Origin of the sequence: Priestia sp. TRN 1309, from assembly GCF_050846875.1 — a bacterium.
Taxonomy (GTDB): domain Bacteria; phylum Bacillota; class Bacilli; order Bacillales; family Bacillaceae_H; genus Priestia; species Priestia zanthoxyli.
In genome coordinates, this window is sequence record NZ_JBOZGM010000002.1 from 803,472 (window position 1) to 817,723 (window position 14,252).

The following is a 14,252-nucleotide window of genomic DNA, read 5'->3' on the forward strand; positions in this document are numbered from 1 at the left end:
CGAAGAAACATATTTCTGATACTATAGAAAAAGTTAGATATGGTTTTAGTAGAAAGGATGATGAACATGACAGAAAGACTTTATTATAGCAATCCCTACATAAAAACGTGGGAAACAGAAGTGACAGAGACGCGCGCTCTTTCAACTGGCTACGCATTAACGTTAAAACAAACCGCTTTTTATCCAGAAGGCGGCGGACAGCCTTCTGACTACGGTACTATTGCCGGAATCGACGTAAAAGATGTTTACGAAGAAAATGGAGAAGTCTATCATCTCGTCGATACACTGCCTGCACAAACGAACGTCACGTGTGAAATTGATTGGCACCGCCGCTTTGATCATATGCAGCAGCATAGCGGACAGCACTTACTTTCGGCTCTATTAATCGATACATATGATATTCACACCGTTAGCTTTCACTTAGGAAGCGAAGCAGTCTCTATCGATTTAAATGTACCTCAGTTATCTCATGAGCAGCTATTACACATTGAAAAAGTTGTAAACAATGCTATTTACAGCAACCGCCCCATTAAAACGTACGAAGTGAAAAAGGAAGACTTACATACTCTTGCGCTTCGCAAAGTGCCCGAGCTAGAAGACGAAGTGGTACGCATCGTAGAAATTGAAGGCATTGATGTTTCTGCCTGCTGCGGTACTCATATGAACCAAATTGGAGAGCTTGGCCTTATTAAACTTACGAAAACGGAAAAGCAGCGCGGCAATACACGCCTCTTTTTTAAATGCGGTATGCGTGCATTAGCTGATTATCAGCAGTCTCAAGAAATCGTAGCAGAACTTAGCAATAAATTCAGCACAAGCCGTGAATTAGTTGTAGAACGAATTAAAAAATTGGAGACTGAACAAAAAGAGCTGCAAAAACAACTAGAAGAATTAAAAAATGAAAATGCAGCTTTTTTAGCAAATGAATTAGAAGCAAAAAAAGAAGGATCATTTCTGTACCATCACTTTGAAAACCGTACATTAAAAGATGTGCAAGCTTTGACAAAGCAGCTGCTTCAAACGCCTGATACGACGCTTCTTTTTACTTTTTCAAGTGATCAAAAAGTCTTACTGGCTCACAGCGGCAGTGAGGTAAAATGCGGAGAGCTTTATAAAGAGCTGCTTCCGCTTTACGATGGAAAAGGCGGCGGCGGACCAAAACAAGCTCAAGCCAGCTTTTCATCTTCTGAAAATATGAACGCATTTATTAACGCCGTAAAAGAAAAAATAACTGGAGCATAACAAAAAGCCTGTCTTTAAAAAGACAGGCTTTTTCAACACAATCAGCTTACTAAATAGCCAATTAATAACCCAATTGATAAAGTAAATCCAAAAAACGTATTGGTTTGAGCAGTTGCTTTCATCGCAATAAGCTCTCCGCGTACAAATGCTTGTACGGCTTGAATTGGCTTAGGTGCACTAAGAAACACTAAGAAAATCCAAGGACTAATATCGAAGAATACCACTAATGCAACGGTCCAAATATACGCAATGCCAAACAAAGCAGCTAAAAATCTAATCGCATTTTTAGAACCTAATAAAATAGCTAGCGTACGTCGTCCGCCTTTTGTATCTTCTTCTATATCACGAATGTTGTTAGACAAATTAATCGCGCCTACTAAAATCGCAATCGGAAGTGATACAAAGATGCTTTCAGACGTTACGGTATTCGTTTGAATAAAAAATGAAATCAACACGAACATCGCGCCCATGCACAGACCTGAAAATAATTCTCCAAACGGCGTATACGCAATCGGAAGCGGTCCGCCTGTATACAAATAACCAATCGCCATACCTACTAATCCAACTAAAGCAAGCCACCAGCTGCTGTTTGCACATATATATACGCCTAAAATAAGAGCAATTCCATAAGAAATCAGTGCTAAATTTAATACCGTTTTCGGCTTCATTCCGTGTCTGACGATGGCTCCTCCAATTCCTACGGAGTCTTCTGTGTCTAACCCGCGTTTAAAATCATAGTACTCGTTAAATAAGTTCGTCGCAATTTGAATCCACAAACATGAAAAAAGCATCGCTAGGAACATCCAAACGTTCACATGGCCATAAAACATAGCTAGAACTGTTCCAATCAAAACGGGTACAAACGATGCCGTTAACGTATGAGGACGGGTTAATTGCCACAAAATTTTCCCTTTACTGTACTGCTCGACTGCAGCTTTGTTTTCTTTGTTATGACTTGTCATCATCCTCTTCCCTTCTATTACGAACCGTATCTCTATTTAAAAGTGCTGCTTTTAACATAATGAATGATAGCAAACTTACTCTAAGACAATACACGTCCGCCCAACAAAAAAATCACGGAATCCTTTAAAATATAAGTTCCATCTTATATCATAATAATTTATTGCTCTTTTTACAAGATGAGCGCTTATACATTTCCGCCTTTTTTCTGCAAAAATCTGCTTTGACGCAGAAATTTATAATAAAAAGATGAAAAGCTTATACGAAAAGTGAGGTTGAGACTTAACTAAATCAATCTCATCTAAAGATGAACAAATAGGATAAATGATTTGGTATGGGGTACTTGTTACACCGCAGTTGATTTCCGTGCAAGACGTCGCTTTCCGCGGGCGGCCGCTGAGCCTCCTCGTCACTTACGCTCCTGCGGGGTCTCACCTGTTCCGCTTCTCCCGCAGGAGTCTTTGCCTTGCCCTCCAATCAACTGCTAGAAGGAACGAAACACATGAAAGCTATCTTCACAATAAAAAAAGCCGAACGAATTGGATTCTCAATCGAGAATCGAACTCGTTCGGATCTTCCTTTAACTAACATACGTTCATACAAGCCTCTTTTTTTATCACTACATCTTAGTAATTAAAACCGTCGTCCCCGTGTCTTCTGCGAAATCTTTTATGAAAACATGAATCGCATATCGCATGATCATGATTCCAAGGAAGGTCTTTAGAACACGCACTGCACGTTCTTTTAAATTTTTTCATATCTTTTCTTAATACGTCATGTATTTTGTTTGTAAGCTCTTCTCGGACACGCTCCCAGTAAATAGCTTCCGGTCTTCTATCCATTCGATATAAAAATAAAAGATGCAGGCCAATCGCCTTATAAGACAGCTCTAATTTTTCCAGTGAACCTTCTATTATCCTTGGTTCAGGTAATTCTTCTCTGTTAACAATTGCATTCATGCTAGCCACCCACTGCTTTTTCAAAGAGCTTTCTTTTGCTGAAAACGGCAGCTGCAAGTAACCATATAAATCAACAATGGGCATTTTCGCTTCAATCAGCGTGTCTTTCACTTCCTCATAAAGCTCACGTTCTTGTGCCAGATTTGATTTTTGTGTACCTTTTGGATTTTTAAATTTAGCCCACATGTCAAAAAACGTTCCGAGGTCATGATGATATTCTTTAAATCTTCTTAGCATATCCGAAGTAGGCGCAATTGAAAATCTGCTGATTTGCTCATCTGTTGAAAATAACAGTTCTCTCATTTGCTTGGCATCTTTAGCGAACGCAACTTCTCCAACATTATAGAGGCCTTTCCTTCCAGCACGACCTGCAATTTGCTTTAACTCTTGAGAAGTCAGCAATCTCCGTTTTTGCCCATCAAATTTCATGTTTTCTAAAAGCACAATTCGTCTAATCGGCAGGTTTAATCCCATTCCAATCGCATCTGTAGACACAATGACAGTTGTTTCTCTATTAATGAACTGCTCAATTTGTTTTCTTCTTGTTTCAGGCGGCATACTTCCATAAATCACGCTCACTTTGTGACCATCTTTTTCTAGCTTAGCCGCTGTTTGAAGCACTTTTTTACGTGAGAAAACAATTAAAGCATCTGCGGGTTTCACTTGTTCAATTTTGAAATTTCGAAGATCTACTTTTAAAGGTATATCTCTTTCATACTCATAAATTTCTGAGATTACACCGTCTAACATCTCTTCTAACATACTTCGAATGCTTAAACTTCCGATCACATGAACTTGTTTGGCATTAGCTCTCGTTATGGCTTTATACCATGAAAACCCCCGATCTCGGTCTTGAATCATCTGTGCTTCATCAATTACGGTTACATCGCCATGTTCTAATTCACTAAACATTTCTACCGTACCGGCCATGTGCTGAGCATCTTCAACAATCTTTTCTTCTTCACCTGTTTTTAACGAACAAGCAACTCCGTCTTTGTTCAGCTTTTCAAAGACTTCTAAAGCTAACAGGCGAAGCGGCGCTAAGTAACTACCCGAAGCAGCTTTCTTTAATGACTTTAATGCCGTATACGTTTTTCCTGTGTTTGTATCACCGAGATGAAGAATGTATTCCGTTTCTTTTCTTGGATCCATTTCGTATTCTGCACCAAAAATATAATTTAACTGTCGCTGTTCTTCTTCAATCAGTTTGTTCTTTTCTTCACGTTCACGTTCTTGTTGTAATCGTCTTTCTTCCAGCTGCTGTGCATATCGCTTTTTATGCTCTTCGATCGTTAAGTTGTGATCTGAAACTTCTAGTACATCGGAAAGCTTTTCTTCTACAAGCATTCTTTTATATTCATAGACCAAATCCGATAAATCACTTCTGAGTGCTTTTATAATATCCATTCGTGTTACTGAATCATTTGTATAAGATTTATACTCTTCTTTAAATGAAGCAGGAAGGTCATCCATAATCATAGTTGGAATGATTTCATAAATCTTATCCGTGATAAATACCTCGTATACATCTTCATACGTTTCAAACAAGATAATCGTTGAATACCTGTCTAATTCTGAGCTTACGTTCCCGGTGAGCTCTTGAAAAAAGTCATGAACCGTTTCATAATCATGACGTGTTAAATCACCGTTTTCTATTAATTCATCTTCAAGCTCAGTATGCGGCGCATAGTTTTCAATATACTTTGAGTTTGTTTCAATGTCTTTTGATAGCTGATGTGAAAGCTGTTCTCTTATATGTAGGTAATACAGCTCTTTGTTTACTTCCAAAATAGGAGCTGCTTCTAAATTTAACTGTAATTGATATCTGGCTTTTCGATCATTAATACTTTGCTGTCTTTCTTTCTCTTTTCTTTCTTCTTCTTTTTTGGCAAATTCAGCTCTTGCTTCTCCGTATAGAGATAGCCACTCTGCTTTATTGCCCTTTCCGTACTGCTTTTCTAACCAAGAAAAAGCATCAAATTCTATACCTTTTCTCGTTTCTTTAGCAAATAACTTATCGATAGCTTGAGGTTTATATCCTTTTATCTCAAAGCCTCTTTCTGTTAAATACGATCTTCTGTTTTTCTTAGATACAGAAGAAACAGCTATTTTTCTCCACGCAGTCCCCCAGGCTTTTTTAATAAAAGAGTGCCTGTCTGTTAAATACGTCTCTAAATCCGGACATTCGTCTTGTTCACCTAATACGCTTTTTATATCCTGTAGCAATGTATGCTTAGTTTTTTCAATGGCCCTGCTTTGAATAGCCTCTAATTCGAGCATAAAATTCTCCTTTGGAAAGTTTTCCTACATTTATTATAGAAAAGACCCCTTATAGAATCAAATACATTGTTACCACTTTATTTGAAGCTAGATTAAGAACTTCTCTTCCCCATGCTTTTGCTTATTTCTCACCTATTTTCAAAATAAAAAGCTCCTTTAAACAGGAGCTTTCGGTATATTTTAGATAATTCAGTCTTTTTTGAATATCTATCAAGCATTTTTGTCGATTCCCTTTGAGTAAGTGATGGAGAGCTGCGAAAGCTTGGTGAACGATACGTGTAAAACACCTGTAAATAAAAAAGCTAAGATTGTTGCTCCTGTGGCTAGCGGGTGAACGTACGTAAAATAGTAGGCAAATACAGCCCCCACTACGTATGATAGATACACATGAAGGTTAAATCCTTTTGTATACCAATATATTTTATTTTCCTTATCTAAAATAGCTGAAATGTCATAGTGTTTTCGGCGAATGATATAGTAATCAACAAGAACAATCGCAATAATAGGAACAAATAAGACGCCGATCATAAGCAAAAAGCTTTGAAAATTTGTCATTAACCACTCTTTTAATAAAGAACCTAGGACTGTGACAACTCCCATCGTTAGTGCCGGTATCCAAAAGCGCTGCTTTGGAAAAATAGACAAATAAGACATTGTTGCGCTATACAGTACCATTACGTTGGTTGACAACACCGATAAAAAAATGACGATGGCTGCTACTAATCCCAACAGCGGGCTATATGCGCCAATTAAATTTACCGGGTCATACGTTTGCGTCATATTTCCGAGAATTGAAAAGCCGGAAACCGTTGCTCCTAATCCCATCGCAATCAAAGTCGCAACGTTATAGCCTAAATAAGTTCCCGCAATTCCCGTTTTTTCAGATTTACAGTTTCGGTTATAATCGCAAACAATAGGAATCCACGTAAAAGCTGTAGCTACTACAATATCAAAAGCTAACATTCCTGTAATACCAGGATTTTCACTTGCTTTCATTTGAATTAATTTTGCTGCATCAAATTCGATAAACAAATAGCTAAACACAACGGTTGCTAAAATGACCATAAGCGTAGCTACTAATTTTTCCGTTGCTTCAATGCCTTTGTGTCCGTATATAGAAATAGCTACTACTAGTACTTGAGTAAGAATTGTAAATAGATTGATGTTGCTGTAACCAGTCAAAAAGGTGACGGCATGATTTAAACTTAGCCCTGCCATGTAGGCTTGAATCCATGCCCATCCTATTAATGTAATAAGATTAACAGCAGCAGGAAGCATAGCTCCTCTTTGTCCAAAAGCAGGTCTCATCAAAACCATGGTTGGAAGACCGGTTCGAGTTCCGATATTCCCCATCAGCACGAGCGGTATGGCACCGACTAAAGAGCCAAGCACGATAATGAATAATGCCTTTAAAAATGTCATATCGGGTACAAACAGCATTCCCGTAAAAACGGTCGTTACTACCACATTGGCTCCTATCCACATGGAAAATGTAGAGAAGAAGCCCATACTTCTTTTATTCATTGCAATCGGCTGCACATCATCATGGGCGAGACCACTTTTTGTTGTCATTCCTTTTCCACCTTTCACTTTTATTGATACCAATTGGCTCGAGCTAACTTGGAATTTGTATTCACATGTTTTATTTCAGTAAAAGCAGCTAATCCTGATGGACCTAGCTCCCGGCCAATGCCGCTTTCTTTAAAACCGCCCCAAGCCGTTTCAATATGAGGCGTATGGTAGCCGTTGATCCAAATCGTTCCCGCTTGAAGCTGTTCAGCAACTCGCTCTGCTTTCTCTACATCATTCGTTAAAATCCCTGCAGCTAAACCAAATCTCGTACCGTTAGCAAGTGCTATGGCTTCTTCTTCACTTGAAAAAGATTGAACGGTAATGACGGGACCAAATATTTCTTCTTGGACGATTTTCATATGCTGCTCCACGTCAACGAGCACCGCTGGCGTTATATAGTTTCCACCTTCGCAGTCAATTAACGTTCCTCCTGTTAATAAATTCGCACCTTCTTCTTGACCTAGCTTAATAAAACTCTGTATTTTATTCAGATGCTCCTTGCTAATAACCGGACCCATCTCCGTTTCTTCTCTTAACGGATTACCAATTTTTATAGCAGCAACAGCCTCCGTAAGAGCAGAAAGAAACGAGTTATAAATAGATTCGTGTACGAGTATACGCGATGAAGCTACACACACTTGTCCTTGATTAAAAAACGAGCCAAACATTGTCCAGTCTACCGCAATATCAATTTCGCTATCTTCAAAAATAAGAAGCGGAGATTTCCCTCCCAGTTCAAGCGAAACTCTTTTCATTTCTTTTGCACACTGCTGATAAATACGTTTGCCTGTTTCTGATCCTCCTGTAAAAGAGACTTTGGCTACGTCATTGTGTTCAACAAGGGCACTTCCCACTTCACCGTCTCCTGTAAGTAAATTAAACACGCCTTCTGGTATACCAGCTTTTTTACATAGTGAAGCTAACTTTAAAAAAGAAAGCGGCGTTAATTCTGACGGCTTAAACACCACCGTATTTCCAGCTGCTAATGCAGGAGCCAGCTTCCACATGCCAAGCAGCAAAGGGAAATTCCAAGGAACGATTAGCGCGCATACCCCAATAGGTTCTTGAATGATTTTACTGTTTGTGTCGTCGAACATGTTCTTTGTCCACGGCTGATTTTCCTCTATTAAATGTGCGTAATATCTTAAACAATTAATTGTATCTTCAATATCTAACTGCGCTTCTTTTATCGGTTTGCCAGTATTTAATGTTTCTGTTTCAGCGAATATACTCGCTTCATTTTCTAATAAGTCTGCTAGTTTCGTAAGCACCTCTACACGCAGTGATTTATTTTTCTTCCATTCACTTTGTTCAAAAGCCTGTTTTGCTTTACCTACCGCTTCTTCTACTTGTTGAAGCGACGAATCAAATACTTCCGCTATAATCTTATTGGTCGCTGGGTTGATTATTTCTCTTTTACATGGTTTTGTTTGTTTCTTATCTATTTTTACATTTGCTTGCCCGTTCATAGTCAAACACTCCTTATAGAGAACTCTTATATAAAAGTGGGAAGATAATAGTACCTTCCCACTTTTACCGTCTTGCTTATATTCAGTCGCGTGCTTTCACTAACAGCGCTTCTTCTTCTTTTGCTTTTTTTCTTAACGCAATAAGCGTGATAAATTCATAGACAATATTAGCGGCCGCCGCTGCTGTAATTTGGCCATGATCATAAGCTGGCAGTACTTCTACTAAATCAAAACCGACAAAATCAATATTTGTTAAGCCTCGAACGAATTGAAGCGCATCGTCAATACTTGCACCTGAGACCTCAGGCGTTCCTGTCCCCGGCGCGTAAACTGGATCTAAAAAATCAATGTCAAACGATAAAAACACGGGTCCTTCCCCTACACGCTCATGAATAATGTCTAGCATTCTATCAACGCCCATTTTTTTATATTCATTTGTCGTATACAGAGCTAAACCTAAGTTCTTTGCATCTTCTAAATCTTCAATGCCGTACAGACCGCCTCGCATACCGATTTGAATCGAGCGCGACACGTCTATTAACCCTTCTTCAATTGCTCGTCTGAATACCGTACCGTGATTGTATTTTTGTTCAAAATAACTATCCCACGTATCAGAATGAGCATCAAACTGGATAAGCGCTACCGGTCCGTGCTTTTTCGCGATGGCACGAAGTTCACCAAGGGTCATCGAATGATCACCGCCCAGTGAAATAGGAATAATTCCTTCATTCACAACCGGTGCTAGCCCTTCTTCAATTTTTTTATATGTTTCTAAAATATATCCGGGAACAACTGACAAATCACCGTAGTCCACGCCTGAGATGTAATCAAAAATATTAATCTTTTGTTCTGGGTTATACGGGCGAAGCAAAATGGAGAAATCTCGAATAGCTTCCGGTCCAAAACGTGCTCCTGTTCGAAAAGATTGACCTGAATCAAATGGAATGCCCGTTATGATAAAATCCATCTCTGCATTTACTTGTTCTACGTAAGGAAGTCTCATAAATGTACGTGGTCCGCAAAAACGCGGAGATTCAAATGAATTTTTCGGCTGATATTTTGGCATAATTTATTCCTCCTAGTGGGTTTCATTCATTAGCACCGTATCAACATGTTGGATACTGACGCTTTTTATTTAGATACTTTTTATTAATGCAAAATGCATGCCAATTTTTATTACCTTATTCCGTGCAATTATGGAGGATTTTTAATTCATAATAGAATCAAAACAAAAAAACTGATTCAGTATTGAATCAGTTAATTCATTTTGAATTAAAATCTCATTATTTTATATTGTACTTTCGTAAACGTCTTACGACCGTAGGCTGGCTGATTCCTAATGTGTTTGCCATTTCATACGTTGTTTGACACTGACGATAAGCGCGAATCAGCCAGTTTTTCTCCACTTCTGCAAGTGCTTGCTGAAGCGTCATTCCCTGAGAGGTTAACGTGTCAAGAGACTCCCATTCATCTTTTTCACTGCTGCTATTTTCTGAATAAAACGGGAGATCTTGAGGCGAGATGCTGTTTTCATCCGTTGTTAACACGAGGCGTTCAATTGTATTTTCAAGTTCGCGCACATTTCCGGGCCACGGATGTTCAAGAAGCAGATTTAATGCTTCTGCGTGAAAAAATTTCTTCATGCTATATTTTTCATTTTGTTTATGTAACACGTGATAAAGCAGTGCTGTGATGTCTTCTTTTCGCTCGCGAAGCGGAGGAATAGTAATCGGAATAACGTGCAAGCGATAAAATAAATCTTCGCGAAACGTTCCTTTTTTGACCATTTCCTCAAGCGGTTGATTGGTTGCTACAATTAGCCTGAAGTTTACGTGTTTGGCTCGTTCACTTCCAATTTTGGTGACTGTTTTTTCTTGCAGCACTTTTAACAGCTTCACTTGCATATCAAGAGGCAGCTCTCCTATTTCATCTAAAAAAAGCGTGCCGTTATGAGCTAATTCAAACTTTCCTGTTTTCCCTTTTGTACTTGCACCTGTAAAAGATCCTGCTTCGTAGCCAAACATTTCAGATTCAAACAAACTAGCTGGAATGGCTCCGCAGTTGATTTCAATAAACGGCTCTTCTTTTCGTTCACTTCCATAGTGTAAAGCACGAGCAAAAGCCGTTTTACCAACACCCGATTCACCTAGCAGCACAACCGTTGCATCGCTGTCTGCCACGCGATTAATAATAGACCATACCTTTTTCATCGATTCACTTCGTATGACCATATCATTTGACTGCTGTTCCCGAAGCTCTTCCACTTCGAGCTGATATGTTTTCATTTTCACTTCGAGCTGCTGATAATCTTCTTTTAAGCGCTGAAGCTCTGTTAAATCATGCGAAAAGCTAATGACTCTTTTCATACACTGATGTTCATCATACACGGGAATACCGGTTGCCATTACAACTTTACCCGTTTCTGTTTGTTGCATCAGCTGTACTTCTTTCTTTTTCTTTAGCACTTCAATCGTAACGGAAGGTGAAAATATCCCGCGGTCTTGCAATTCGTAGACGGTTTGCCCGACCAACTCTGACACATCGTATCCATATATATCACGGCAGTTTTGACTTGCTCGTAAAATACACCCTTTTTCATCAGTGATCACGATATTGTCGTGAGAAGCATGCAAAATAGCTTCAAGCTCTCGTTCAATCATCTCCATTCAGTCCTCCTTTTTATGTAATCTGATTTTTCTAACATTTACACCTATTATTTTATCAGTAAACTCGCTTACTCAACACAAAAAGCTCCTTTAATAGGAGCTTTTTGTTTACGATAGCTGCTTCATTTTTTGTTTAAATAGAGCTACTTTTATCATAAAATAAGTGATGTTTTCAGGTAATTCTTCTTTGATTGGCTTTAACTTTTCATCGCCTACTGACGAAGCGACCTGTAAAATTTGCTGTTCGTCTTCATCCGAAAGAAAAGGCGACCAGTCGATTTCTTTTTCTTCTTCTGCGCATTTAAACAAATGGTTTTCAATGGTAATGCGGCTCAATTCACGTTCTGCAGCAATTTCATCTAACGATTTTCCTTGCTGAAATAGCTCATACGTCATTAAGTGAGAGCCTTCTTTTGATGAAGCTCTTGCTTTTTTCGGAGCAGGCGCTGACACTTCGCGCTTTCGGTCTGGATGTTCTTCACAAAACTGTTTGATTTCAGAAGTGAATCGTTCTCCGTATCGCTCTTGTTTTTGTTCTCCCACTCCTTTTACAGTGGCGAACTGTTCAAGAGTTACCGGAAGTTTTGTACACATATCATGAAGAGTGTCGTCTGAGAAAATGACAAAAGGAGGCACGCCGGCTTCGTCTGCTAGCTGCTTTCGAACGGAGCGCAAATGAGCAAACAGTTCGTCATCTTGGACAATTTGCTTCACTTCCATTTGTTCTTTTCTCATCACTTTTTCCGTACCAAGAAGCACGCCTTTTCCTTTGGCCGCTACGGATAAAGTAGGAAATGACCCTTGTCCTACCAAAATAAACTGCTCTGAAATCAAATACTCAATAAAATCGCTCACTTCTTTAGCCGACCGGTCGCTCATGACGCCGTACGTTTTCAGTTTATCAAAACCAAAATCAACTACTTTTTTATTTCGAGAACCCGTTAATACTTGAGCAATCATCATTTTACCGAAACGTTCGCCCATACGAATCATACAAGATAACACTTTTTGCGTATCGACCGTTACGTCTATTTCCACGCGATCATCCGTACAGTTGCTGCAGCGGCCGCACTCATGCGCTTCACTTTCTCCAAAATAATGAAGAATATACGCCTGCAAACATCCTTCTGTATGACAGTAGTTCACCATACTTTGCAGCTTTTCAAGATCTTGAATCTGCTTTTTAGGATTCGACGTTGACTGTTCAATCAAAAAGCGCTGCACGCGAATATCTTGAGGTGAATAAAGCACGATACACTCACTTGGAAGTCCGTCACGACCAGCACGTCCTGCTTCTTGATAATAGCTTTCCATATTTTTCGGAAGCTGATAGTGAAGAACAAATCGAATATTGGATTTATCGATCCCCATTCCAAACGCAGACGTGGCTATCATTACCTGAACATCATCTTGAAGAAAGCGATTTTGCTCTTCATCACGGCTGTTTGCGTTCATACCAGCATGGTATTTTGATACGTTAACTCCTGATTTTTGCAATCTAGCGTGAAGCTCTTCAACATCTTTACGCGTAGCGGCATAAATGATGCCTGCTTCTTGGTCATTTTTACGAATATATTGATTGATGTAACTGATTCGATCCTGACCTTTCACAACCGCAAACGATAAATTTTCACGTTCAAATCCCGTCATCACCGTGTACTCTTCGTTAATATGAAGAGCTCTGCAAATATCTTCACGCACTTGAGGCGTTGCAGTAGCCGTCAGTCCCATCACAATCGGCGCATTAGACAGCTTGCTGATTAGTTCATTGATGCGTAAGTAACTCGGTCTAAAATCATGCCCCCACTGTGAAATACAGTGCGCTTCATCTACCGCTACAAGCGGAATAGGAAGCATTTGGAGCTGCTCTAAAAACTGCGGAGACTCCAGTCGTTCCGGCGCTACATAAAGTAGCTTATATTCCCCGAGCGCTACTTCTTCTAAGCGCTGCTGTACCTCCGTGTGCGTCAGCGAGCTGTTGATATACGTAGCCGGAATACCAGCTGCGTTCAGCGTGTCCACTTGGTCTTTCATCAAAGAAATCAACGGAGAAATAACCAGTGTCGTGCCTTCTAAAAGCAATGAAGGAATCTGATAACAAAGTGATTTTCCTCCTCCCGTGGGCATAATACAAGCGGTATTGTGTCCTTCTAAAACATAACGAATCGACTCTTCCTGTCCCTTTCGAAATGAATCATAGCCAAAATAGGACTGTAAATGTGTTAAAGCTTGTTCAAATTGCAAAATAGCGTCCTCCTTTAAAATAAGTAGAAATAGTAGTTGAGGGATTCATTAGAAGAAATTAAGACGTAGAGTTTTATCTTATCAAATCTTGGGGGAAGTTGCACAGAATTCGTTAGCTAGAATACCTATCAAAGTAACGGTGCCTACACAGCAGTGATATCAAAAATATTTATAGTAAAATTGTCTACCCATAATCTGTTTTATTAGGGATACTATTTTACTGTTTTTTGAAGGAGAGCTGCTTATCTAGTCGGTTGTCCCTTTCAAAGTAGGGCGTTAGTGCATTATATATATAAGAACGACCTATTTTTATAAAACAGGAGGTGATTTAATTATGTCTTCTAATTATGACAAACATAGTGGTGAAGATTGCTGCGATCATGTAGTCGAAGAAGAGTGTTGTGATCATGAACCAGTGATTGCTTATTTAAATGGAAATTTAGGACTCGGGACAGCTAGCGTGCCGGCGGGTATAGCTACTCGGATACCCCTTACTAACATTTTATTTCGAACTCCAGGAGTGGAAATTCCGCAAGATGGCGGTGTTACAGTGCTAGAATATGGAAAATATTTCATTTCATTTAATGCCCAATATACACCCTCCACAGCACCCGTAATTTTTTCTATTTATGCTCCAGAATTAATAGGAACTGCAACTAGCCCTCTAGGCCCCGGAGCTGTTACCTTTTCAACTTTAGTTCACTTACGAAGAGGCGATACGGTATATGTAATAGTAACTCCTAGCGCAACTTTATCATTTGTAGGGGCTTTATTAACTGTTGCTAAAATCCCTGAATAAATACTCCGTGCAGTTTTTCTGTTAGAGAACCCATCGGCTTTTTTATTTCAATCAACAACAC

At 39.3% G+C, this 14,252-nt stretch carries 10 protein-coding genes; 3 read left to right on the forward strand and 7 right to left on the reverse strand.

Features of this window, described 5'->3' with window-relative positions; translation table 11 throughout:
• Positions 1 to 66: 66 nt before the first annotated feature.
• Positions 67 to 1,242 (forward strand): alanyl-tRNA editing protein, encoded by a 1,176-nt coding sequence (locus ACRPLQ_RS11400; RefSeq protein WP_432235979.1) that lies wholly within the window; start codon positions 67 to 69, stop codon positions 1,240 to 1,242.
• Positions 1,243 to 1,283: 41 nt separating this feature from the next.
• Here ACRPLQ_RS11400 and ACRPLQ_RS11405 read toward each other — a convergent pair whose 3' ends face one another.
• A complete protein-coding gene (locus ACRPLQ_RS11405; protein WP_025752322.1) occupies positions 1,284 to 2,204 on the reverse strand; it encodes a 1,4-dihydroxy-2-naphthoate polyprenyltransferase in 921 nt (306 codons plus the stop codon).
• Between the two features lie 327 nt (positions 2,205 to 2,531).
• On the opposite strand from ACRPLQ_RS11405, the gene ACRPLQ_RS11410 reads away from it, so the two are divergent.
• Positions 2,532 to 2,690, forward strand: coding sequence for a hypothetical protein (locus ACRPLQ_RS11410; protein ID WP_328180135.1), 159 nt, complete (start codon positions 2,532 to 2,534; stop codon positions 2,688 to 2,690).
• 138 nt (positions 2,691 to 2,828) lie between these two features.
• On the opposite strand, the gene ACRPLQ_RS11415 is transcribed toward ACRPLQ_RS11410, so the two are convergent.
• The 6 genes from ACRPLQ_RS11415 to recQ form a co-directional block, all read right to left on the reverse strand.
• Positions 2,829 to 5,441, reverse strand: a complete 2,613-nt coding sequence (locus ACRPLQ_RS11415; RefSeq protein ID WP_367078235.1) for a helicase-related protein — start codon at positions 5,439 to 5,441, stop codon at positions 2,829 to 2,831.
• 210 nt (positions 5,442 to 5,651) lie between these two features.
• Positions 5,652 to 7,013 carry a purine-cytosine permease family protein gene (locus tag ACRPLQ_RS11420; protein WP_432235980.1) on the reverse strand — a complete coding sequence of 454 codons (1,362 nt, stop codon included), beginning with the start codon at positions 7,011 to 7,013 and terminating at the stop codon, positions 5,652 to 5,654.
• 20 nt (positions 7,014 to 7,033) lie between these two features.
• A complete protein-coding gene (locus ACRPLQ_RS11425; RefSeq protein WP_432235981.1) occupies positions 7,034 to 8,482 on the reverse strand; it encodes an aldehyde dehydrogenase family protein in 1,449 nt (482 codons plus the stop codon).
• A gap of 82 nt (positions 8,483 to 8,564) precedes the next feature.
• Positions 8,565 to 9,548, reverse strand: a complete 984-nt coding sequence (gene speB, locus ACRPLQ_RS11430) for an agmatinase (protein WP_432235982.1) — start codon at positions 9,546 to 9,548, stop codon at positions 8,565 to 8,567.
• Between the two features lie 217 nt (positions 9,549 to 9,765).
• Positions 9,766 to 11,148: a sigma 54-interacting transcriptional regulator gene (locus ACRPLQ_RS11435; RefSeq protein WP_165636016.1), complete on the reverse strand. Its 1,383-nt coding sequence runs from the start codon at positions 11,146 to 11,148 to the stop codon at positions 9,766 to 9,768.
• A gap of 108 nt (positions 11,149 to 11,256) precedes the next feature.
• Entirely contained in the window at positions 11,257 to 13,392 is a 2,136-nt protein-coding gene (gene recQ / locus ACRPLQ_RS11440) for a DNA helicase RecQ (RefSeq protein ID WP_165636015.1), read from the reverse strand.
• A gap of 334 nt (positions 13,393 to 13,726) precedes the next feature.
• Between recQ and ACRPLQ_RS11445 the strand changes: the two genes are divergently transcribed.
• The gene (locus ACRPLQ_RS11445; RefSeq protein ID WP_432235983.1) at positions 13,727 to 14,191 is read left to right on the forward strand and encodes a hypothetical protein; all 465 of its coding nucleotides are present in this window, start codon (positions 13,727 to 13,729) and stop codon (positions 14,189 to 14,191) included.
• Positions 14,192 to 14,252 lie beyond the last annotated feature (61 nt).

Bases quoted from the DNA above. Each gene is read 5' to 3' on its own strand.
- ACRPLQ_RS11400 (WP_432235979.1), top strand. From the start codon at position 67: ATGACAGAAAGACTTTATTATAGCAATCCCTACATAAAAACGTGGGAA.
- ACRPLQ_RS11405 (WP_025752322.1), bottom strand. From the start codon at position 2,204: ATGACAAGTCATAACAAAGAAAACAAAGCTGCAGTCGAGCAGTACAGT.
- ACRPLQ_RS11415 (WP_367078235.1), bottom strand. From the start codon at position 5,441: ATGCTCGAATTAGAGGCTATTCAAAGCAGGGCCATTGAAAAAACTAAG.
- ACRPLQ_RS11420 (WP_432235980.1), bottom strand. From the start codon at position 7,013: ATGACAACAAAAAGTGGTCTCGCCCATGATGATGTGCAGCCGATTGCA.
- ACRPLQ_RS11425 (WP_432235981.1), bottom strand. From the start codon at position 8,482: ATGAACGGGCAAGCAAATGTAAAAATAGATAAGAAACAAACAAAACCA.
- speB (WP_432235982.1), bottom strand. From the start codon at position 9,548: ATGCCAAAATATCAGCCGAAAAATTCATTTGAATCTCCGCGTTTTTGC.
- ACRPLQ_RS11435 (WP_165636016.1), bottom strand. From the start codon at position 11,148: ATGGAGATGATTGAACGAGAGCTTGAAGCTATTTTGCATGCTTCTCAC.
- ACRPLQ_RS11445 (WP_432235983.1), top strand. From the start codon at position 13,727: ATGTCTTCTAATTATGACAAACATAGTGGTGAAGATTGCTGCGATCAT.